This is a genomic window from Amycolatopsis sp. NPDC026612 (assembly GCF_040638285.1).
Taxonomy (GTDB): Bacteria; Actinomycetota; Actinomycetes; order Mycobacteriales; family Pseudonocardiaceae; genus Amycolatopsis.
Map to the genome: position 1 here is coordinate 103,944 of NZ_JBEZYB010000022.1, position 20,190 is coordinate 124,133.

The window sequence follows — 20,190 nt, forward strand, 5'->3', positions numbered from 1 at the left end:
AAAGCAAGAAGCCGAACCGTCGCCGAGCTCGCCTCAGTCTTCCGCCTGGAGAATCAGCCGCCCTGTGTCAGGCTGAAGTCGTCGACGTTCACCCAGTTCCCCGCGTTCGCGTCGGAGAACACGCCCACCTGGATCGACCCGTTCGTCACCGTGATGCCGGAGACGGTGACCTTCGTCCAGCTGCCGATCGACCGGTTGATCGAGGAATTCACCTCGCTCCCGCCGAAGTTCTTGGCGAAGACGGTCGCCTTCTTCTGGCCGCCGCTGCTCTTCACCCAGGCCGACAGCGTGTACGTGCCGTTCGGCAGCAAGATGTTCTGGTACCTGCTCGCGGTGTAGGCGGACGACGAACTCTGCGTGATCGCCCAGCGCCCGGTGTGGCCGCCGAGGGAGTTGCTGTTGACGGTGCCGCCGGTGGTGGTCCAGCCGGCGAGCGCGCTCTGCGCGACCCGGTCGGCCTCGGCCCCCGGGTTCAGCACGTAGTTGTTGCCGCCGCCCACCGACCACGTCCCCGCGGCGGCGTCGACCGTCCACTGGCTCAGTGAACGGAACACCGGCGTCGTCCCGCTGAACGTGACCGGCACCCAGTCGTTGTAGCCGATCCCGTTGCCGGCGAAGTCGCTCCAGCGGTCGCCGCCGAACATGACGAACGAGCCCGCGGAACCGGTCACCGTGAACGCCAGGCCGGTCTGGGTGACGTGCGAGAAGTCGGCGTCGGTCCCCTGCAGCACGAACTCCGCGGAGTACGGGCCCATGATGTTCTTCGCGGTGATGCAGTACGTGTGGGACGCGTTCCAGCCGTGCAGATCGGACGAACAGAAGTAGTAGGTCCCGTTCTGCTTGAACATGATGTTGCCTTCACGACCGCCCGAAGAACTGTTGAAGACGTTCGTGGCCGTTTCGACGTGCAGGAAGTCCGAGGTGCGCAACGGCGAGACGTACAGGTGCGACCGGCCGCTCTTGTTGCTGTAGACCAGGTACGCCTTGCCGTCGTCGTCGGTGAAGACCGACTGGTCCCCCGACATGCCGGTGGAGACACCGCCGATGCTCGACTGGGTGCCCGCCCGGGTGAAGTGGCCGTTCGGGGTGCTGCTCGTGGCGAACACCAGCCCGCCGTCGAGCTGGGAAATCAGCACGAACTTGCCCGTGGCGGCGTTGCGCGCGACGCCGACCCGCCCGACCCAGCCCGCTCCCCCGAGATCCGCGGCGGTCAGTGCGTTGCCCTCCAACTTCCAGTTCGCCAGATCCGTGGACGAGTAGATCGTGATCGCACTGAACGAAGTGTTGCTGTTCTTCCCGGCGGCCGGGTTGCTGTAGTAGCTGACCGCGCCGCCGTACCTGACGCCGTACCAGTAGTAGGTACCGCCGACCTTCAGCACCCCGCCACCCTGGGAGTAGACCGGGTTCCCCGAGGTGTCCTTCCAGAACACGTCGTTCTGGATCGTGGCTCCCGCGGCGGCTTGCGGCACGGCCGCGTCGGCGCCGGCGACCGGCGTCAGCGCCGCCGCAAGGGGAAGCAGAACCGCGAAGATCGCTCGACGTAACGTTTTCTTTGGCATTTCCCGTCTCCATTTGGGCAGCTTTGAGAAGCGCTTTCCCCCATCGAATCTGGTGAACGCGCCCGGAGGTGCTTCAGGCGACGTGCGGCCAGCCGGCCGAGTCGTAGGTCAAGCGGTTGACACCCAGCAGCGACGCGCCGTTGTCGGCGTAGTAGTGGTAGAAGAGCAGATCGCCGTCGGTGTCGGCGAGCACGGCTTCGTGGCCCGGGCCGTGGACACTGCCGTGCCCGGCCAGGATCTCCGTGCCACCGCCCGAAGTCATCGCCACCCCGGCGCGGTCGGTGTAGGGACCGGTGACGCTCGTGGAACGGCCCACCATCACCCGGTACGTGCTCGACGCACCGCGGCAGCACAGGTCGAACGACACGTACTGGTAGTAGTACTGGCCGTGCTTGACGATGAAGGGCGCCTCGATCGCACCGCCGCCGCGTCCGGCGATGGCGGTCATGCCGGTGCCCTGGCGCAGCCCCGTCGCGGGGTTCAGCTGGATCAGCTTGATGCCCGACCAGAACGAGCCGAAGTCCAGCCACCACCGGCCCTGCTCGTCGACCGTCAGATTCGGGTCGATGGCGTTGAAGTTGTCGCTGGTGCGGGATTCGACGACCAGGCCGCGGTTGGTCCACGTGTCGGAGCCGCCGGAGGGACTGGTGGCCAGGAAGATTGCCGAGCGGTTGGAGCCGAACGTGGAGGCCGCGTAGTACAGGTAGTACTGGCCGTTGTGGTAGGAGATGTCCGGCGCCCACAGGCTGCGGCTGCCCTTGGTGTAGGTGGTCGTCCACGGCGCACCGTTCGGGAACACCGAACCGGCGTTGCGGAACGCGGTGCGGTCGGCGGACGTCTTGAGCGCGATGTTGTCCCCGGTGTGCGCCACCAGGTAGCTGCCGTCCGGGCGTTTGACGACGCTGGGGTCGTGCACGCCGACGTCCCCCGTGACGCGGCCGGGATTCGGGTACCCGGCCGCGGCGGCGGCCGGCGTGACGAGGAGTGCCGTCGCGAACAGGATGATGGCGACGAACCGTGATCGAGCGACCGACATGGTGCCTCCGTTGGCAATCCGATGATGGTGACGCTGACGAACTCACGGCTGCAAAGCGCTCGCGTCCGAGAGTAGCCGAGTCATTGCAACGTCGACAAGACCGTTGCGGACCCGCGTTTGAAAGCGCTTCCCGGAAATCGCGAACGCCGTTTCGCGCCGCCCCGCGGCCTCGGGTGTCCGGCGCCGCGACGGGTCATCGCCGGGCCTCGTCGCCGACGGCACGGCCGACACCACCCGCCCGCGGCCCCGTTCCCGCGCCGCACGCCGATCACCGGGTAATAGGGTGGGTGCATGGGGCAAGACGAGGGCGACAGCTCACAGCGGTCACGCCGGGCGAGCATCCGGCAGGTCGCCGCCGCCGCACGCGTGTCCACCTCCACCGTGAGCAACGTGCTGAACAACCCGGACGTCGTGGCCACGAGCACCCGGCGCCGCGTGGAGGACGCCATGGCCGAGGTGGGGTACGTCCGCAACGGCGCCGCCCGCCAGCTGCGCGGCGCACCGAGCACGATCGCCGGCTGCCTGCTGCTGGACACCGCCAACCCGTTCTTCGCCGAGGTCTCCCGCGGCATCGAGGACCGGCTCACCGAGGCGGGCTGCCTGCTCATCGTCGGCAGCACCGACTCACGCGCCACTCAGGAGAACACCTACCTGCGCATGATGGAGGAACTGGGCGTTCGCGGCATCCTGGTCAACCCGGCCGGTTCGCGACTGGACCGGCTGGTGCGGCTCAGCGGGCGCGGCACCCCGGTGGTCCTGGTCGACCACCCCCGCGCGGGTGCCGACCTCTGTGCGGTCGCCGTCGACGACGTGCACGGCGGCGGTGTGGCCGCCGACCACCTCCTGGCGCTCGGGCACCGGCGGATCGCCTTCCTGGGTGGCCGGGCGGGCGTCCGGTCGCTGCGAGACCGCGCGGAGGGGGTCCGCCGGTCGATAGCGAGGGCCGGGTTGGACGTCTCCTCGGCACTGGTCGAAATCGCGGTACCCGAGCCGTGCACGGTCGAGGTGGCCGACTCGGTCGTCGATCAGGTGCTCGCGGTGTCGCCGCGTCCGACCGCGGTCATCTGCTTCAACGACGTCGTCGCGTTGGGGCAGCTGCGCGGTTTGCGCCGGCGCGGCATTCCGGTGCCCGGGCAGATGTCGGTGATCGGGTACGACGACGTCCAGTTCGCGGAACAGCTCTCCCCCGCACTGACGACGGTCCGCCAGCCCAAGTACCAGCTCGGCCGCGCCGCCGCCGAGCTGCTGCTGGCCGAGGACCGGCCCGGCCACCAGCACCAGGAGATCCGGTTCACGCCGGAACTGGTCGTCCGTGCCTCCACCGCGCCGGTCGCGACCGGCGGCTGACCAGGGCCGAACCTCCCGCATTCGGCTCCACAGCCTGGTTCCGATGCCGTGGTTTCCGTTGCGCCGACCGGTCCTCCGCCCGGCCTGCCCGAGCAAAGGGACCGCCGGGGTATTGCCGGGAAGCGTTTTCCGGCGGTACGGTCACGACACCGGCCGGCCCAGAACCGACTCTCGGCCGAAGATCAATTGGAACGTCGCAAGTCGGCGCTCACCGGGCCCGTTGCCGCAGTACTCCACACAACGCAGTGCTTGGAGGAGACGATGATGCGTGTTCCCACCACCCCACGGGCCCGGCGCAGCCGATGGCTCGGTGTGCTGCCGGCCGCCGTCCTGGTGGGCGCGACCGTGCTCGGGGCCCCCGTCGCGTCCGCGGCGACCAGCGGCGCACTCGTCGGCACCGGTTCCGGCCGGTGCCTGGACGTGACCGGCGCGAGCCAGGCCGCCGGCACCGCACTGGAGATCTGGGACTGCCACGGCGGCGCCAACCAGAACTGGACGTCCACGACGGCCGGGGAACTGCGGGTCTACAACGGGACGATGTGCCTGCAAGCCCACGACAACCAGACGGCCGCCGGCACGAAGGTGGAGATCGGCACCTGCACCGGCGGCCAGAGCCAGAAGTGGCGGCTGGGCGGCGACGGCTCGATCGCCGGCGTGGCGTCCGGGCTGTGCCTGGACGTGTCGGGCGCCGCGACGGCGAACGGCGCGGCCGTCGTGCTGTGGAACTGCAACGGGCAGAGCAACCAGAGATGGTCGTTCAACGGAGGCGGCACCGGTCAGGATTGCAACGTCACAACCGTGGATCCGAACGCCACCCCGCAGGCCCGTCACCTGCTGTGCTACTTCTACAGCCAGTACGGCAACCACATCATCTCCGGCCAGCAGGAGACCAACGGCAGCGAGAACGAGTTCAGCTTCATCTACAACAACACCGGCAAGATCCCGGCGATCCGCGGGCTGGACATGTGCGACCGCCCCGGCGCCGTCGACCGCGCCGCCGCCTGGTGGAACGCCGGCGGCATCCCGATGATCGGCTGGCACGTCGGCGCACCGGCCACCAGCCGCTGCAACTACGGCGGCACCGCGTCGATCACCAACACCCTCACCCCCGGCACCCGGGAATACGCCTCCTACACCGCCGAACTGGACGAAGCGGCGAGCCAGCTGCTGCGCCTGCAGTCCCAGAACGTCGCCGTCCTGTGGCGGCCGTACCACGAGGCCGGCGGCACCTGGTTCTGGTGGAGCAAGGAAGGCGGCGCGCAGTACCAGCGGCTGTGGAAGTTCCAGTTCAACTACTTCGTCAACGTCAAGGGCATCCACAACCTGGTGTGGCTGTGGCCGGCCAACGGCGAACCGAACTCCTCGTTCTACCCCGGCAAGTCCTATGTGGACATCGGGGGCGCGGACACCTACGTCAACGACCACGGGCCGCTGACGTCGTTGTTCAACTCCACCCGCGGTGTCGTCGGTTCGACGATCCCGATCGCCCTGCACGAGAACGGCGCCATCCCCGACCCGGCCCAGCTCCAGTCCACCGGCACCCGCTGGGTCATGTTCATGACCTGGAACGGCACCTGGATCACCAGCCAGGACCCCGGCTTCCTGCGGACCACGTTCACCAGCTCCTACGTCGTCACCCGCGACGAGGTGCCCAGCCTCAAGTAACCCCCTGCCATGGAGGAAAGATGCGATCACCCCGACGCCGATCGAGGCGTGCCGCCTCGATCGGATTGGCCATCGCCCTGGTGCTGGGCTGCCTCGGCATCCAGGCCGGCACCGGCCCCGCGGCCCAGGCCACCACCAACCAGTTCCACGGCGTCAACTGGGCCGACTACCGGGACAACTTCCTGAACGACCCGAATGTCCCGATCGGATTGTCCACATCGGACAGTTATGCCACCACCTACGCGAAGGCCACCCCGATCCTCAAGGGCTTCCAGAGCCTGGGCGCCAACACGATCCGGTTCGGCATCAACCCGCAAACCACCTCGTCGTCCTGGTGGAACAGCCTCGTGGCGGCGTACGACGCGGCCGACGCGCTGGGCATGAACGTCATGATCGCCCCCTGGACGCCGCCGGACGGCAGCGGCCGGATCGCCAACGCGGCCGCCTTCAACACGATGTGGGACAAGGTCATCGCCAAGTACGGCGGCAACAGCCGCTTCTACTTCGACTTCATCAACGAGCCCTGGGGGTACACCGCCACCGAACTGACCAACCTCGCCGCCGCGTGGCTGGCGCGCTACCCCAGCGTGCCCCGCAGCCGGATGATCATCCCCGGCCTGTGGTCGGACATCGACCTGTGCGCCGTGGGCGCCGATTCGCGGCTGAGCGGCACGCTGCTGTCCATCCACATGTACACGCTCGGCGGGGAGACCCACCCCACCGAGGCCGACTGGATCGCCAGCTTCAAGGGCCGACTGTGCGGCTACGCCGACCGTGCCGTGCTCACCGAGTTCGGCGTGCCCATGAACACCGGAGCCAACTACAACGGCCCCCGCGACGGGAACAACAACGTCTCCTACTTCTACGCCCTCACCGACACCGTGCGCAGCCTGGGTATGGGATCGTTGCTGTGGACCGGGGTCAAGCGAGCGGACCAGACGGTCGGCCCGGGCCCGTGCTTCAACGCCTCCTGCGCGATCACCTCGCTCACCGGCACCGGCACCAACCTCTCGCTGACCGTCACCAACCAGTCCGGGCTCGACCGGCTGCGCTACGGCTGGGGGCTGCCCAGCGGTCCCGGCGGTGACACCTCCACCGGAGTGCTGCGCGGCGCCGGCTCCAACCGGTGCCTGGACGTGCCCGGAGCGGCCACCGCCAACGGCACCCTCCTGGCCATCTGGGACTGCAACGGCGGCACCAACCAGCAATGGACCCAGCTGGCCAACGGCGCGGTGCAGGTCTACGGCACCAAGTGCCTCGACGTACCCAACCACGCCACGGCTCCGGGCACGGCGGTCGAGATCTGGGACTGCAACGGCGGCACCAACCAGCAGTGGAACCTGACCGCCGACGGGACCGTCGTCGGCCGGGAATCCGGGCTCTGCCTGAGTGTCACGGGCGCGGGCACCGCGAATGGGACGGGAGCGGAGCTGCGAGCGTGCAGCGGCGCCGGCAACCAGCAGTGGAACCGCAAGTGACCAGCACCTGAGCGGCTCCGGGCCGCGGCGGACGTCAGGACCCTCACCGGTCAGCGGTGGGGATCCTGACGTCCCGGGCGGAGCACTGCCCCGGCGGTGGAGGCCGGGTCGCGACGTTGGCGAGCACCAGGTCCCGCTGCTGCGCGCCGCCGTGGCCGAGGAACGAGGTCACCACACTCGTGCCGGCGTTGCGAAGACCACGTGTTCCGGGACGCGGATGACGAGCCCGCTGAGCTGATCCCCGGCGGTCACATGGCAAGAGAACTTCGATACAGACCTAGTGCCCGCCGAGCCCAAGTGCCCATGCTCCAGCGTCGCGGGTCGCAGTCTCGCTTTCCCGCGCACCACGCGGTCAGCTCGGGGCGACCGCGCGGCCGGTCTGCGGGGAGATCATGCCCGCGCACAAGCCATGATCAGCCAGCACCTGCGCGATGCGCGGCAGCGCGGTCACCGTGTTGGCCGGCCCGTCGTGCATGAGGATGATCTGGCCGTTGGTGAGTTTGCCGTTGGCCTCCACGATCCGGTCGACGCTGACGCCACTCCAGTCCCCCGTGCTGCTGTCCCAGATGATCTCCCGCAGGCCGTACGCGGCTTCGACGGACCGCACCGTCGAGTTGCTCGACCCGAACGGCGGGCGGAACAGCTTCGGCGTACCGCCGCCGGCGCCGGCGATCGCCTGCTGGGTGCGGGAAATCTCCGAGTCGATCTGCGCCCTGGTCGACTGCGTCAGGTGCGGATGGGTGTAGCTGTGGTTGCCGATCCACATACCGGCGGCCACCTCCGCCCGCACGCCGGCCGGGTCGGCGGCGGCGAACCGGCCTTCGTTGAACATGGTGGCCCGCAGCCGATTCTGCTTGAGGGCGTTCAGCAAGGCCGGGGTGTTGCTCGTCGGGCCGTCGTCGAAGGTGAGCCCGACGTACCCCTTGCTGCAGGCGGCAGCGTACGAAGGACCGGCGTTGACGACGACGGCGGCAGCCACTGCGGCGGCGGTCAGTCCGATGGCGAGGAAACGGGGCATGGTCAGCGTCCTTTCGGCTCGGCTCAACGCCGGATCCACTTCTGGTTGGCTGTCCCGCTGCAGGTCCAGAGCGCGATCCGGGTGCCGTTCGCGGTGCCCTGGTTCGTCGCGTCCAGGCACAGGCCGGACTGCGTACCCTTGATCGACCCGTCGGACTGGGTGGCCCACTTCTGGTTGGCCTGGCCGTTGCAGTCCCAGATCTGGACCGTGGTGCCCGCGCTCGTGCCCTGCCCGGTGGCGTCGAGGCACTTGTCGCCGTAGACCCGCAGTTCACCGCCCGATGTGGACGTCCACTGCTGGTTGGTGCCGCCGTTGCAGTCCCACAGCTGCGCGGCGGCGCCGTTGGTGTGGCTCGCCGACGCGACGTCGAGGCACCGGCCGGACTGCGCGCCGACCAGCGAGGTGCCGGCCGGTTGCTGGCCGATGCCGAAGAAGCGGATCGCCTCGTCGGCGAGGATCTGCAGGTTGTGCGGCTGGCCCTGTTCCCGGATCGCCTCGACCTGGGAGCCGTAGCGGGTGCGGGTCCAGGTGCTGCGCGGGGTGTTGTACTCGGTCGAGGTCGGCGTGGCGCTCACGCCGAGCACGTTGGTCCACTGCTCGATCGCCTCGCCGAAGTTGGCGAAGCGCAGCACGTCGTCCTCGGTGCCGTGCCAGAGCTGCACCCGGGGACGGGGGCCGCTGTAGCCGGGGTAGGCGCCCCGCACCAGATCGCCCCACTGCTGCGCGGTCTTGTTGACGCGGCCCTCGGCGCAGTCGGTGTTCCACGACGCCGGACCGGCGAAGCAGCCGAACGGCACGCCCGCGAACGACGCGCCGGCCTGGAACACGTCCGGGTAGGAACCGAGCAGGACGTTGGTCATCATGCCGCCCGAGGAGTGCCCCGTGACGAACGTGCGGCCCGGGTCGCCGTTGTAGTGCTGCTGGACGTACTTGACCATCGACACGATGCCTTGCGCGTCGCCGCCGCCGTTGTGCGTCAGCACCGACGGGGAGTGGACGTCCCAGCAGCCGTCGGAGCTGACCGCCGACGGGTAGATCACGATGTACCCGTACCGGTCGGCCAGCGAGGCGTACTGCGTGCCGGTGTAGAAGTCCTGCGCGGTGCCGTGGCACCAGTGCACCCCGACCACGACGGCGGGCTTGGCCGCCACCGTCGCGGGCACGTACACGAACATCTTGATACCGCTGGGGTTGTAGCCGAAGTCCCTGACCTCCTGCAACGACGCGGCCTGAGCCGGGGCGGGCAGCAGCAGCGCCGCCAGGCAGGTCAGCAGGGTCGTGATGAAGATCGCCGCCGTCCTCGATGTGCCGTGTGCCATCTGAACGCCTGTCTCCTCGATGAGCGCGAGCGGACCGTGACACAACATTGTTAGATCACCGACGAAACAAAGTCAACCGCCGTGTCCAGCCCCAGCGGCGGACGCGGGGCGCCTCGGTCGTGACCCCCGCGGCCGGAGCACCGGCGCGACACGGAGGCGACGAAGAATGCAACTGAGGCAATGATTGCGCGCAGATCGACGGCGAGTATGCGATTTCCGTGCAGCACCTGACGATCCGGCAGAATTTCCGTTCACCATGAATACCGCCATACGGGGGCCTGGGGTATCGGCCACCCGAACCAAAGAGTAGGTTGGCGGTTGCCACCCCGGACCCTTGGTGCCGCACCAATTCCGCGTATTTCTCACCACCGGCGCACCGCGACGGCGGAAGATTCCCAGAATTTCCAGGAAAAGAAATCGCCATGCGACACGTCCGCACCATTGCCCAAGCCCTGTTCGGAATCACCGTCGCGACCGGAGGCCTGATCGCGCTGGCCCCCACCGCTCTGGCCATCACCATCCCGGTGGCCTGCAGCGAAAACGCCCTCGTCGCGGCGGTCAACCTGGCCAACTCCACCCCCACCGCCGACACCCTTGTCCTCGCCGGGGGCTGCACCTACGGCATCACCACCGCCCACGGCGGCGCCGCCAACGCCCTTCCGGTGATCACCACCCCGATCGAGCTGATCGGCCCCGCCACCGTCACCAACGCCTCCCTGCTGGGCCTGGGCATGTTCCGGATCGCCGAAGTCGGCCCGACCGGCAACCTCACCCTCACCACCGGGGTCGCCTTCACCCACGGCAACGTCCTCGGCGACGGCGGCGGCATCCTCAACCGCGGCGCGGTCACCCTCACCGGAAGCACCCTGACCGGCAACACCGCCTCCGGCAACGGCGGCGGCCTCGCCAACGCCGACACTCCCACCGGCACCGCGCCCGCCGCGACGTTCACCAACAGCCCGCTGTCCGGCAACACCACCCTGCTCGGCGACGGCGGCGCCCTCTACAACGGCCTCCGCGCCACCCTGACGGTCACCGGCGTTTCCGGCAGTCCACTGTTCATCACCGGCAACACCGCCGGCCGCGGCGGCGGAATCTCCGCCATCGGCTCCACCGCGACCACCCTCACCCAGACCGCCGTCACCGACAACCACGCACTGCTGCTCCTGGGCAATTCCGGCGGCGTCTACCGCCAAGGCGGCACCATGACCACCACCAGCTCGCCCATCACCGCCAACACCCCGAACAACTGTGTCGGCAGCGTTCCCGCGGTCCCCAACTGCACCGGGTGACCACCGCGCAGGCGCGCTGTCCGGGGTCGATCGAGACCGGGGTTCGCCCGACCGCAGGGTGTAGAGTCCGGAATACCGAGGACATTTCGCACCCCGGCGGCAGAGCCGGCGCCGTCCTCGGTTTTCCCCTCCACCTCGGTCGGTGCGACCGGAACGGGACAGCGGCATGGCAACGACCACCCCGCCGGTGAAGGCCCTCCTCGCCGACGGTGAGATCGCGTGGGTGCGCAGCCTCGACTCCGGGGACATCACGGAGGTCCAGGCCCTGCGGACCCGGCTGTCCGGCCAAGACCAGTACCGCCGGTTCTTCGGACTCGGTGTCATGGAACTGTCCGGACTCGCGACGCGGCTGGCGACCCGCTCGGGCGTCGGTCCGACCTCCGTGGGGTGTTTCCAGCACACCCGGCTGGTCGGCGTCGCCCAGTACGAGGTCGTCGACGACCCGGCCGAGGCGGAGATCTCCCTGGTCGTCGACAGCCGCGCCCCGGCCCTCGGTGTCGCGACGTTGCTGCTGCAACAGCTGGTCTTCTCGGCCGAACACGAAGGGGTGCGGGCTTTCGTCACCGATGTCGTGACGGAGGATTCGACGATGCTCGGCGTGTTCGCCGCACTGGGCATCCCGTTCCGGGTCCGGCAGAACGCGCCGGAGCGAACGGTCGCCCCCACCCTCGGGTCGGGCGAGGACGTTCTCGGTACGTCCCAAGAGCGCCCGTGACCGTGCGTGCGGAGCCCCTCGGGCACCGCGGCTGAGGCACCGGTGCGCTCGATCGGCAGCATCGCTCCGGCCGTTTCCGATCGTCGGGACCGGGGCTGGCAGACTCGGCCGGTGATCGTCGGATACGTCCTCGCCGTCTTGGCCGCCCTCGCCTCGGGCAGCGGCTCGATCCTGGAGTCCGCCGGGGTCCGGCGCGCGGGCGCGTACGGCGGCGCGCCCCAGGACCTGGTCGCCCTCCGGCGCCAGCCGCTCTACTTCCTCGGGCTGGGGGTGGACCTGCTCGGGTTCGTCTTCGCCGCCGCCGCGCTGCACCGCCTGCCGCTGTTCCTGGTCCAGTCGGTCCTCGCGTTCAGCGTCGGCGTGACCGCGACGATCTCCGCCGTCCTCGGCGTCCGGCTGGTCTCCGCCGGCTGGGTGGCGCTGGGCGTCGGCGCGACCGGCCTCGTCCTGCTGGGCCTTTCCGCGGACCCGGGCCCCGCGCAGCCCCTCCCGCCCGGTGGAAAGCTGCTCCTGCTGGGCGCGGCGATCCCGATCGCGGCGCTCGCGTTCCACACCGAACGCCAGGATCGCCGCTGGTCGGCTCCCGTGCTCGGGTTCTGCGCCGGACTGGGCTTCAGTGTGGTCGGCATCTCGGCCCGGACCCTCACCGCCTCGGGCCCGGTCTGGCAGCTGGCCGGAAATCCCGCGATCTGGGCGATGATCGTCAACGGCCTCGTCGCCGCGACGGCGTTCGCGATGGCCCTGCAGCGAAGCCGCGCCACGGCGGTCACCGCCACCATGTTCACCACCAACACCGCCGTGTCCTCCGGCATCGGCGTGCTCTTCCTCGACGACCGGATCCGTGACGGCTTCACCGCCGCGGCCGGTGCGGGATTCGTCCTCGCCGTCGCCGGCGCGATCTTCACCGCCCACTACGCGGCCGCCCACCGCGAACCCGCCGAGAATCCGGGAACGACCTGAAGTTCGTGGCGCGTAAGGCCGCGCCGGGTCGGCGCTGTTTCCGGTCTCGCCCTTTCGAAGCCGGCTCGGCGTATAGTCGTTCCCGATCGCCGCGTTCGCCCCGGTCCCCGGTGACGTCGCCATCAGCTTCCCGCTGATCGTCGTTTCCGGCCCGGCTGGCCGGCTATCCGAGAGGACCGCGCGGTGCGAGTCGGAATTCTCGATCTTCTCGGGCCGCCGGTCCGGCGCCCGGTGGATCTCGCCTATCAGCTGTTCATCACCAAGCAGTACGCGAGCATCACCCCCCAGGCCATCTCGGTGTGGTGCCGCCGGAACGGGCACGAGACCTTCTACGCCACCTACTACGGCCTCGGCCGGCCGCACCGCTTCCTGCCCGCCGACCTGGACGTGGTGTTCATCTCCTGTTACACGCAGGTCAGCCACCTCGCCTACGCACTGGCGAAGCTCTACCGCCGGGCCGGGGTCCGCACGGTGATCGGCGGCCCGCACGCCAAGGCGTTCCCGGTGGACTGCCTGCGCTTCTTCGACCTGGTCGTCCGCGAATGCGACCCGGCGCTGATCACCGACATCCTGGCCGGCCAGTTCACCCCGGGCACCGTGATCTCGGCCGACCGGCCGTTCGACGACGTGCCGACCGTCGAGGAGCGGATGCCCGAAATCCGCGCGTCGGCCTTCTTCTGGGGACGCAAGCCGCTGCTGCTGTCGGCGGTGCCCATGCTCGCGAGCATGGGCTGCCCGTACCGGTGCGACTTCTGCATCGACTGGAACAGCACCTACCGCCCGCTCCCGGCCGACCGCCTCCGGGCCGACCTGCGCTACCTGGCCCGGCACCTGCCAGGCCGGCTCATCGTGTTCCACGACCCGAACTTCGCGGTGAAGTTCGACCAGGTCTTCGAGTCCCTGGAGGCGCAGCCACCCGCCGAACGGCCGCCGTACATCATCGAAAGCTCGCTCACGGTGCTGCGCGGTGACCGGCCGCGGCGGCTGAAGGAAACGAACTGCGCCATGGTCGCGCCGGGCGTCGAGTCCTGGACCGACTACTCGAACAAAGCCGGTGTCGGCCGGACCGGCGGAACCGAGAAGGTCGATCGCGTCGCCGCGCACTTCGCTCAATTGGCCGACAACGTCCCCTACCTCCAGGCGAACTTCATGTTCGGGCTCGACACCGACCAGGGCGACGAACCGGTCGAGCTGACCAAACGATTCATGGACCTGGCCCCGTTCGCCTTTCCCACGATCAACATCCCGGTACCGTTCGGCGGCACCCCGCTGCACCGGGAACTCACCGCGGCCGGACGGATCCTCACCACCATGCCGTTCAACTTCTACTACGCGCCCTACCTGGTGACCACCATCAAGAACTACGACCCGATCACCTACTACGAAAAGCTCATCGAGCTCTACACCCACGCAGCATCCCCGGCGATGCTGCGCCGGCGGCTGGACACCGCCTCGCACCGCATCATCGGCTCCGTCCACCGGGCCCGCACCGCAGGCTTCCGCTCCGACATCGCCAGCTTCCGGCGCATCCGGGAAATGCTGCGCTCGGATCCGGAGTTCCTGGCCTTCCACGAAGGCCGGACCACCGCCCTCCCGGAGTTCTACCGCCGCATCAGCGACCGCATGCTGGGCCACTACGCCGAACTGCTCACCTCGGCCGACCGGACACCCGACCTGTCACCGGCCGGCCCCCTCCCCCACCACCTCACCATCGAGGAGCGGTAGTCACGGGCGCACCAGGGCCCGTCAGGGCACCGGAATCGGCCACACAGAGGGGTACCGCTCGCGGCCGGGCGCTCGAGCCGCGCGGTCGTCTCGGCGATCGCGTTCTGCAGGCGCGCACGCAGCCCCCGCCGGGCTCCGGGTTCGGCGTGCAGGTCGAAGCTCGCGCCGCGGGTCACCGCGGGGTGGACCGTTCGGCACTTTTCCCCGGTGCCACAACGGACCGGTCAGTGCGAGTGGCTCGTCGTCGGAGGCGGGGCCAGCACGACCGCCGGAGCGAGATCGCGGTCGGCCAAGGCACGAGCCACGTCGCTGAGCCGGAGGTTGTTCCGCCGGGCGAAGCCGCGCAGAGCCCGGAAGGCCGCGTCCATGCTCAGCTGCCCGCTGACGGCGAGCACGCCCTTGGCCTGCTCGATGATCACCCGGCTGTTCAACGCCGTCTGCAGCTGCTCGGAGAGAAGGTCGCCCTGGCGGAGGGCTCGTTCCTGCAGGATGCCGATGGTCGCGGTGTCGGCCAGCCCCTGCGCCAGCGCCACGTCGTCCACCGACAGCTCCCCCGAATTCTGCCCGAACAGGTTCAGCGCCCCGATCGTCTGCTTGCGCAGCCGCAGCCGCAGCGGCAGCGCGTGCACCGACGCGAACCCGTCCCTGGCCGCCTCGGCGACGAACCGCGGCCACCGCGCCGCCTGCGCCGCGATGTCGGCCACCAGCACCGGAGCGCTGCTGGTGAAACACTCGATGCACGGACCCTCGTCGATGTCGAGCTGGAACAGCTCCAGCAGCCGCGCCTGCTCCGTGGAGGACGCCAGCACCTGCAGACCACCCCGCTCGTCGGCCAGCGTCAACCCCGCCGCCGCGACGTCGAGCAGCTCCACGCACTGCTGCACCAGCGTGTGCAGCAGGTCGGCGACGTCGTACTCGTCGACCAGCGTGTCCGCCAACGCGACGAACGCCCGGGTCACCTGTCGTTCACGGTCGGCCATGCCCACCATCTCCTGGTTCGTCAGCTGCCTTCATGGTGAATCCCCACTGAACTCCTCGTCCAGCCCCAGCCGCCCGGCCACGATGTCGGCCGCGACCTCGAGCAGGGGACGTCCGTGCCCGAACGCGTACGCCCGAAGCCGCGTCAATGCGGTCGAAGCGGACACGTCCAGGTGCGCGATCAACATCCCGGTGGCCTGGTGCACCTCCCGGTACCGCATCCCCGCACCCGCCATCCACCGCCCGTCCCCGTCCAGCCAAAGACCACCCCCGGCACGCAGTCCCGACAGGGCGAGCGCGGCGACGTCGGCCACCCGCAACGCCGTCGACAACTCGCCGGGGCTCAACGAGCCCGGCGTCGCCCGATAGGTGTCGAGGGTCGCCACCCGCACCGCGCCGATCTGCACCGGGAACGTGAACAGCGCGGCCACCGGCTGCGCCGCGGCCTCGGCCGCGAACACCGGCCACCTGGGCGACGGCCCGGCGGCCAGATCCGGCACCAGCACCGCCCCGCCGAAGACATACGCCTCGAAACACGGCCCCTCACCGAGAGAAAACTGCAACTCCGCCAACGCCGTGCTCACCGCGTCACTGGCGTAGACGATCTCGCGGTGCCCGGCCTCGACCATCACCGACACCGCCGCGCCGTCCACCGGCAGCAGGCGCACACACGCCCGGCACACCCGCGCGACGACGTCGACCCCGCTGCCGGTCACGCCTTCACCCAGTTCGGCCAGCACGCTCGCGCGCAGGGCCTCGACCTCAGGCACGGCGAGCCCCTGACCGGCGAGCCACGCGTCCCAGCATCCGATTCCCCCGGGGTTGGTGTCCGTGATCGCCACACCAACTCGGACACCACCAGGCCCGGATCAGCACCGCTGCCGCGGCTGCGTGCACCGAGCGTATCGGCAACCGCAACTCCGGGCGGGGATCCCTCACGGCACCGGCACGGCGACGAACCGTCGCAACGCCGCCGGCGCCCGGTGCCGGGTGCGGTCGACCCACCTGACGTCCTTCCCGCTCGCTCAGCTTCGCGTGCCCAGGTACGGGCTCGGATCGCTGCCGGCCTTCGCACCGCTGTCGAGCCAGCGGAGGAACCCGCTGCGGTCGCGTCGTTCGATCTCGTCGAGGAAGTCCTGCCGCCGCTGGACGACGAGCCGGCGCGCCCGCTCGTCGGTGGCGGCGAGCAGGAGGAAGTAACTGCGCCGCCACGCCACGCAGAGGTCCTCGGTCGCCAGGTCGGCCACCGTGACGGGCGGCACGGGGCGCGGGGCCGCGCTGTCGAGGGGCTCGGGCACGGTGGGCGGCGCGACGCGGTGGTGGTAGCCGACGGCCAGCCCGCCGGCGACGAGCAGGAGCAGGACGGCCGTCGTCAGGCCGCCGCCCAGCGTGGTGAGCAAGCCGACGAGGACCAGGCACGCCGTGACGAAGATCGCCGCCGTGGCCGCACCCAGCACCAGGTCGGGGCTCCTTGCCGTGGCCCGCCCACGCCGGAGCCGCGAAGCGCCGAAAGCGACCAGGATCCCCGCGCCGGCCCCCAGCAGGAGCCAGCCGAACAGGACGTCCCCCGGCAAGGTCAGGGCACCGATCGTGGCCAGGGCACTGAACAGGCCGATCAGAACGACCGCCACCAGACGTCCCACCATCGTGCGCCTCACCGTCCGGGCCGGGCGCCGACCGGAGGCCGGTGCCGGAGAAAACAGGATCGCCGAGGTCTGGGGCGTTCTACCCAGTCTAGACCTGGGCGCCCGGAAACGCGGGGTCACTACCCGTTTGCCTGCGGGTCCGCAGCCGGTGCCTCGCCGCGCGGACGGCACGACGTAAACGATCGCGGCCCAGGGCCGATAACCGGGTCAAATTGATGACAGAACTGCGCCACGCTAATCCGGCAACTCCCCGAACGCGGAATCCGACGCTACGCCCGCTCGACGCGACCGGCAATACTCCGATGAGTGGATACCGTTGCCGGATTGCCCTGCATGGTCTGAATGGCGCAATTTTCCACGATTTTTCCCCAGTTCGGAAACGGCCGGGCCTGCTCCGGCGACCTGGGACCGTGGATGCTCATCGTGGGGGTGGGTCAGGCAATCCGGCGCGCAGCACGCGAGGTCACCTCGCCAGCCGCCGCTCCACCGAAATGTGCCGGCCCCGCGGTCTGCCCCGGTCCGGTAATCGTCGCAATCGGAAAGGAACGTCATGCGCAAACTGCGGGCCGGGTTGTCGCTCGTCACCGCCGGGCTGCTGAGTCTGGTGTTCTCGGGGGTGGTCGTCTCGTCCGCGCAGGCGGATCCGGGTGCCGAGGTGGGCGTTGAGCACTACCTCGACTCCGTCCGGCACGACCCGGCTCGGTTGCGGGCCTTCGTGCTGGACCTGGCCAAGGGCGGCGACCTGCACAATCACCTGTCCGGGGCGGCGTCGACCGAGCTGCTGATCTCCCTGGCCGCCCAGGACGGGCTGTGCATCCACACCACGACGTTCGTCGCGGCGGCCGGGCCGTGCGGTGCCGGTCAGCGTCCCGCCGCCGACACCTCGTCGGATCCGGCTTTCCGCAGGGCCGTGCTGATGGCGTGGTCGATGGAGGGTTTCCAGGCGGGACAGGGCGAATCGGCGCACGACCACTTCTTCGCCACGTTCGGCAAGTTCGGCGCGGTCACCGGTGCGCACCGGCTCGACATGCTGGCCGACGTGCTGGACCGGGCCGGCCGGCAGAACGAGCAGTACCTGGAGACGATGCTGACCCGGCAGGGCGGACCACTGTTCGACCTGGCACAGCGCGTCACGTTCACCGAGGACTTCGCCGCCATGCGGGCGCAGGTGCTGGCCGGCGGCACCATGGCGGGCATCACGGCCGCCGCGACCACGGAAATGGACACCGACGCCACGCGGCTGCGGTCGCTGCTCCGCTGTTCCACCGCGGCGGCGTCGCCGGGGTGCGGCGTGACTCCGCGGTACATCCAGCAGGTCAACCGGAACAACGCGCCCAACGTGGTGTTCACGTACATGGTGTCGGCGTTCGAGCTGGCCGCGGCCGACCACCGCACGGTGGCGGTGAACCTGGTCTCGCCGGAGGAAGGCGAGGTCTCCATCCGCGACTACCGGCTGCACATGCGGATGCTGGACTACCTGCGCGGCGTCTACCGCACCGGGCACATCACCCTGCACGCCGGCGAACTCGTTCCCGGACTGGTCAAGCCGGAGGAGCTGACCTACCACATCCGGGAGGCCGTGCTCACCGGCCGGGCGGAGCGGATCGGGCACGGCGCCGACGTGCTCGGCGAGGACGACTGGCCGCAGCTGATGCGCACGATGGCCGACCGGCACGTCATGGTGGAGATCAACCTCAGCAGCAACGAGCAGATCCTCGGGCTCTCCGGCCGGGACCACCCGTTCCCGGCCTACCGCGCGTTCCGGGTGCCGGTGACCCTGTCCACCGACGACGAGGGCGTCTCCCGGATCGACCTCACCCACGAGTACCAGCGCGCGGCCACCGACTACCACCTGCGCTACCGGGACCTGAAGACCCTGGCCCGCACCAGCCTGGACCACGCCTTCCTCGACGGCGCGTCACTGTGGCGCAGCCCGGACACCTTCGTGCCGGCCGCACCGTGTGCCCACGACCGGTTGGGCACATCCCACCCCGGCCCGGCCTGCCGGACGTTCCTCGCCGCCAGCCCGAAAGCCGGCCTGCAATGGCAGCAGGAAGCCAAGTTCACCGCGTTCGAACTCCGCTACCGCTGAGCCCGGCACACTGAGCCGACACAAACGTGGGAAAGGAAATCCATGTCTTCCTGGCGGCGCTGCCTTCCGATTCTGTTCCTGGTCCTGGCTTCCGCCGGCTTCGCCCCACCCGCCCACGCGGTGACGGTCACCCACCGGGCGGTGCCCATCGCCCAGGCACGAACCCTGCCGCTCGGCACGGCGGTCACGGTCGACGGTGTGGCGACGACCCCGTCGGGCGCGTTCGAATCCAGCTTCTTCGACACGGGTTTCGGACTGCAGGACCGCAGCGCCGGCATCTACGTCAGCGTCGCGGTCGACCTCGGTATCGCTCCCCGCACCCGGGTACAGGTGACCGGCACGCTGCGCGACAGCTTCGGGTTGCGCATCCTCGTTCCCGACGGTCCGGCCGCCGTCGTCGTGCACGGCAAAAGTCCCGCCGTCCGTCCGCGGCTGCTCCCCACCGGCGCCGTCGGCGAGAGCTCCGAGGGCCGGCTGGTGCGCGTGATCGCCACGATCACCCGGGCGCCGACGCCGGATCCGCCGTACGGCGCCGAGTTCGTCGTCGACGACGGCTCGGGCGAGCTCGTCATCTTCGTCAACACCCAGACCGGCATCGACCTCACCGGCCTCGCCGCCGGCCAGACCGTCGGCGTGACCGGTTTCAGCAGCCAATTCGACACCCACTACGAAATCGACCCACGATTCCCGGCCGACATCACCAGGCACCATCGACGACTCGCGAAGGAAGGGAACAAGAAATGAAAGCCGGCTACTCCGACTACACCGATCAAGATTTTCTGAACAGCATGGTGAACAGCATCAACCAGTACCGGGCGAAGCACGGAGCCCCGCCCGTGGAACTCGACCAAGGGCTCGTCGACTACGCCAAGTCGCGCGCCGAGCACATCGCCGACAAGGGCACCCTCGTCCACGACGGAACCGCAGGGTACGGAGAGAACCTCTACTCGTCGAGTTCGTCCGAACCGGTCCGGGGACCGGCCACGGCAGCGAGTGAAGCCTGGTACGCCGAAATCAAGGACTACAACTACGAGACGTTCGCCAGCAACGACCCGGCGAAGGCGATCGGGCACTTCACCCAGCTCGTCTGGAAGGCCAGTACCAGGATCGGCGCGGGCCGCGTGTGCGGCAGCGCGGACAACACCTGGCACGACACCTACGTCGCCGTGAACTTCTCCACGGCCGGAAACCTGGCAGGCGCCTACAAGGAGAACGTCCTCCCGCCCACCGCTTGACGGGTGACCGAGTGGCGCGGGCGCGGCCCCCCGGGCCGGCCCCCCCCCCGAGAGTGCCCGCGCGCCGCTCCCCCCCCCGCCCGGGCGGCGGCGGGCCGGCCCCCCGGCCGCCGGCGCCGACGCGC

Annotated in this window: 17 protein-coding genes; 10 read left to right on the forward strand and 7 right to left on the reverse strand. The window is 69.7% G+C overall.

Annotated features, from left to right (window positions below; genetic code table 11):
- Positions 1–53: 53 nt before the first annotated feature.
- Together AB0F15_RS21705 and AB0F15_RS21710 are read right to left on the reverse strand one after the other, a co-directional pair.
- Positions 54–1,559: a family 43 glycosylhydrolase gene (locus tag AB0F15_RS21705; RefSeq protein WP_360272963.1), complete on the reverse strand. Its 1,506-nt coding sequence runs from the start codon at positions 1,557–1,559 to the stop codon at positions 54–56.
- Positions 1,560–1,632: 73 nt separating this feature from the next.
- Positions 1,633–2,595 (reverse strand): arabinan endo-1,5-alpha-L-arabinosidase, encoded by a 963-nt coding sequence (locus tag AB0F15_RS21710; protein WP_360272965.1) that lies wholly within the window; start codon positions 2,593–2,595, stop codon positions 1,633–1,635.
- 291 nt (positions 2,596–2,886) lie between these two features.
- Between AB0F15_RS21710 and AB0F15_RS21715 the strand changes: the two genes are divergently transcribed.
- The 3 genes from AB0F15_RS21715 (at position 2,887) to AB0F15_RS21725 (ending at position 7,085) form a co-directional block, all read left to right on the forward strand.
- Positions 2,887–3,942 carry a LacI family DNA-binding transcriptional regulator gene (locus tag AB0F15_RS21715; RefSeq protein ID WP_360272969.1) on the forward strand — a complete coding sequence of 352 codons (1,056 nt, stop codon included), beginning with the start codon at positions 2,887–2,889 and terminating at the stop codon, positions 3,940–3,942.
- Positions 3,943–4,206: 264 nt separating this feature from the next.
- Complete coding sequence (locus AB0F15_RS21720) at positions 4,207–5,607, forward strand: glycosyl hydrolase (protein ID WP_360272972.1); 1,401 nt, start codon at positions 4,207–4,209, stop codon at positions 5,605–5,607.
- A gap of 20 nt (positions 5,608–5,627) precedes the next feature.
- On the forward strand, positions 5,628–7,085 hold the full coding sequence (locus tag AB0F15_RS21725) for a ricin-type beta-trefoil lectin domain protein (protein WP_360272974.1): 1,458 nt from the start codon (positions 5,628–5,630) through the stop codon (positions 7,083–7,085).
- A 352-nt stretch (positions 7,086–7,437) separates the two neighbouring features.
- Here AB0F15_RS21725 and AB0F15_RS21730 read toward each other — a convergent pair whose 3' ends face one another.
- Together AB0F15_RS21730 and AB0F15_RS21735 are read right to left on the reverse strand one after the other, a co-directional pair.
- The gene (locus AB0F15_RS21730) at positions 7,438–8,103 is read right to left on the reverse strand and encodes a polysaccharide deacetylase family protein (RefSeq protein ID WP_360272977.1); all 666 of its coding nucleotides are present in this window, start codon (positions 8,101–8,103) and stop codon (positions 7,438–7,440) included.
- 23 nt (positions 8,104–8,126) lie between these two features.
- A complete protein-coding gene (locus AB0F15_RS21735) occupies positions 8,127–9,422 on the reverse strand; it encodes a PHB depolymerase family esterase (protein WP_360272979.1) in 1,296 nt (431 codons plus the stop codon).
- A 422-nt stretch (positions 9,423–9,844) separates the two neighbouring features.
- Between AB0F15_RS21735 and AB0F15_RS21740 the strand changes: the two genes are divergently transcribed.
- The 4 genes from AB0F15_RS21740 to AB0F15_RS21755 all read left to right on the forward strand — a co-directional run bounded on the left by AB0F15_RS21740 (position 9,845) and on the right by AB0F15_RS21755 (position 14,114).
- A complete protein-coding gene (locus AB0F15_RS21740) occupies positions 9,845–10,714 on the forward strand; it encodes a hypothetical protein (protein WP_360272982.1) in 870 nt (289 codons plus the stop codon).
- Positions 10,715–10,880: 166 nt separating this feature from the next.
- On the forward strand, positions 10,881–11,429 hold the full coding sequence (locus AB0F15_RS21745) for a GNAT family N-acetyltransferase (RefSeq protein ID WP_360272984.1): 549 nt from the start codon (positions 10,881–10,883) through the stop codon (positions 11,427–11,429).
- A 111-nt stretch (positions 11,430–11,540) separates the two neighbouring features.
- Positions 11,541–12,389 carry a hypothetical protein gene (locus AB0F15_RS21750; protein WP_360272987.1) on the forward strand — a complete coding sequence of 283 codons (849 nt, stop codon included), beginning with the start codon at positions 11,541–11,543 and terminating at the stop codon, positions 12,387–12,389.
- Positions 12,390–12,572: 183 nt separating this feature from the next.
- On the forward strand, positions 12,573–14,114 hold the full coding sequence (locus AB0F15_RS21755) for a radical SAM protein (RefSeq protein WP_360272990.1): 1,542 nt from the start codon (positions 12,573–12,575) through the stop codon (positions 14,112–14,114).
- A 224-nt stretch (positions 14,115–14,338) separates the two neighbouring features.
- Here the strand turns inward: AB0F15_RS21755 and AB0F15_RS21760 are convergent, their stop codons facing one another.
- The 3 genes from AB0F15_RS21760 to AB0F15_RS21770 form a co-directional block, all read right to left on the reverse strand.
- Positions 14,339–15,094 carry a GAF and ANTAR domain-containing protein gene (locus AB0F15_RS21760; protein WP_360272993.1) on the reverse strand — a complete coding sequence of 252 codons (756 nt, stop codon included), beginning with the start codon at positions 15,092–15,094 and terminating at the stop codon, positions 14,339–14,341.
- Between the two features lie 30 nt (positions 15,095–15,124).
- Entirely contained in the window at positions 15,125–15,862 is a 738-nt protein-coding gene (locus AB0F15_RS21765) for a GAF and ANTAR domain-containing protein (RefSeq protein ID WP_360272995.1), read from the reverse strand.
- A gap of 255 nt (positions 15,863–16,117) precedes the next feature.
- Positions 16,118–16,723: a hypothetical protein gene (locus tag AB0F15_RS21770; protein ID WP_360272997.1), complete on the reverse strand. Its 606-nt coding sequence runs from the start codon at positions 16,721–16,723 to the stop codon at positions 16,118–16,120.
- A gap of 565 nt (positions 16,724–17,288) precedes the next feature.
- On the opposite strand from AB0F15_RS21770, the gene AB0F15_RS21775 reads away from it, so the two are divergent.
- From AB0F15_RS21775 to AB0F15_RS21785, 3 genes are read left to right on the forward strand one after another with little or no spacing between them, the layout of a single operon-like run.
- Entirely contained in the window at positions 17,289–18,830 is a 1,542-nt protein-coding gene (locus AB0F15_RS21775; protein WP_360273000.1) for an adenosine deaminase, read from the forward strand.
- Between the two features lie 42 nt (positions 18,831–18,872).
- Positions 18,873–19,574 carry a hypothetical protein gene (locus AB0F15_RS21780; RefSeq protein ID WP_360273003.1) on the forward strand — a complete coding sequence of 234 codons (702 nt, stop codon included), beginning with the start codon at positions 18,873–18,875 and terminating at the stop codon, positions 19,572–19,574.
- Positions 19,571–20,065: a CAP family protein gene (locus tag AB0F15_RS21785; RefSeq protein ID WP_360273005.1), complete on the forward strand. Its 495-nt coding sequence runs from the start codon at positions 19,571–19,573 to the stop codon at positions 20,063–20,065. Before AB0F15_RS21780 ends, AB0F15_RS21785 begins: the two co-directional genes overlap by 4 nt.
- Positions 20,066–20,190: the final 125 nt, after the last annotated feature.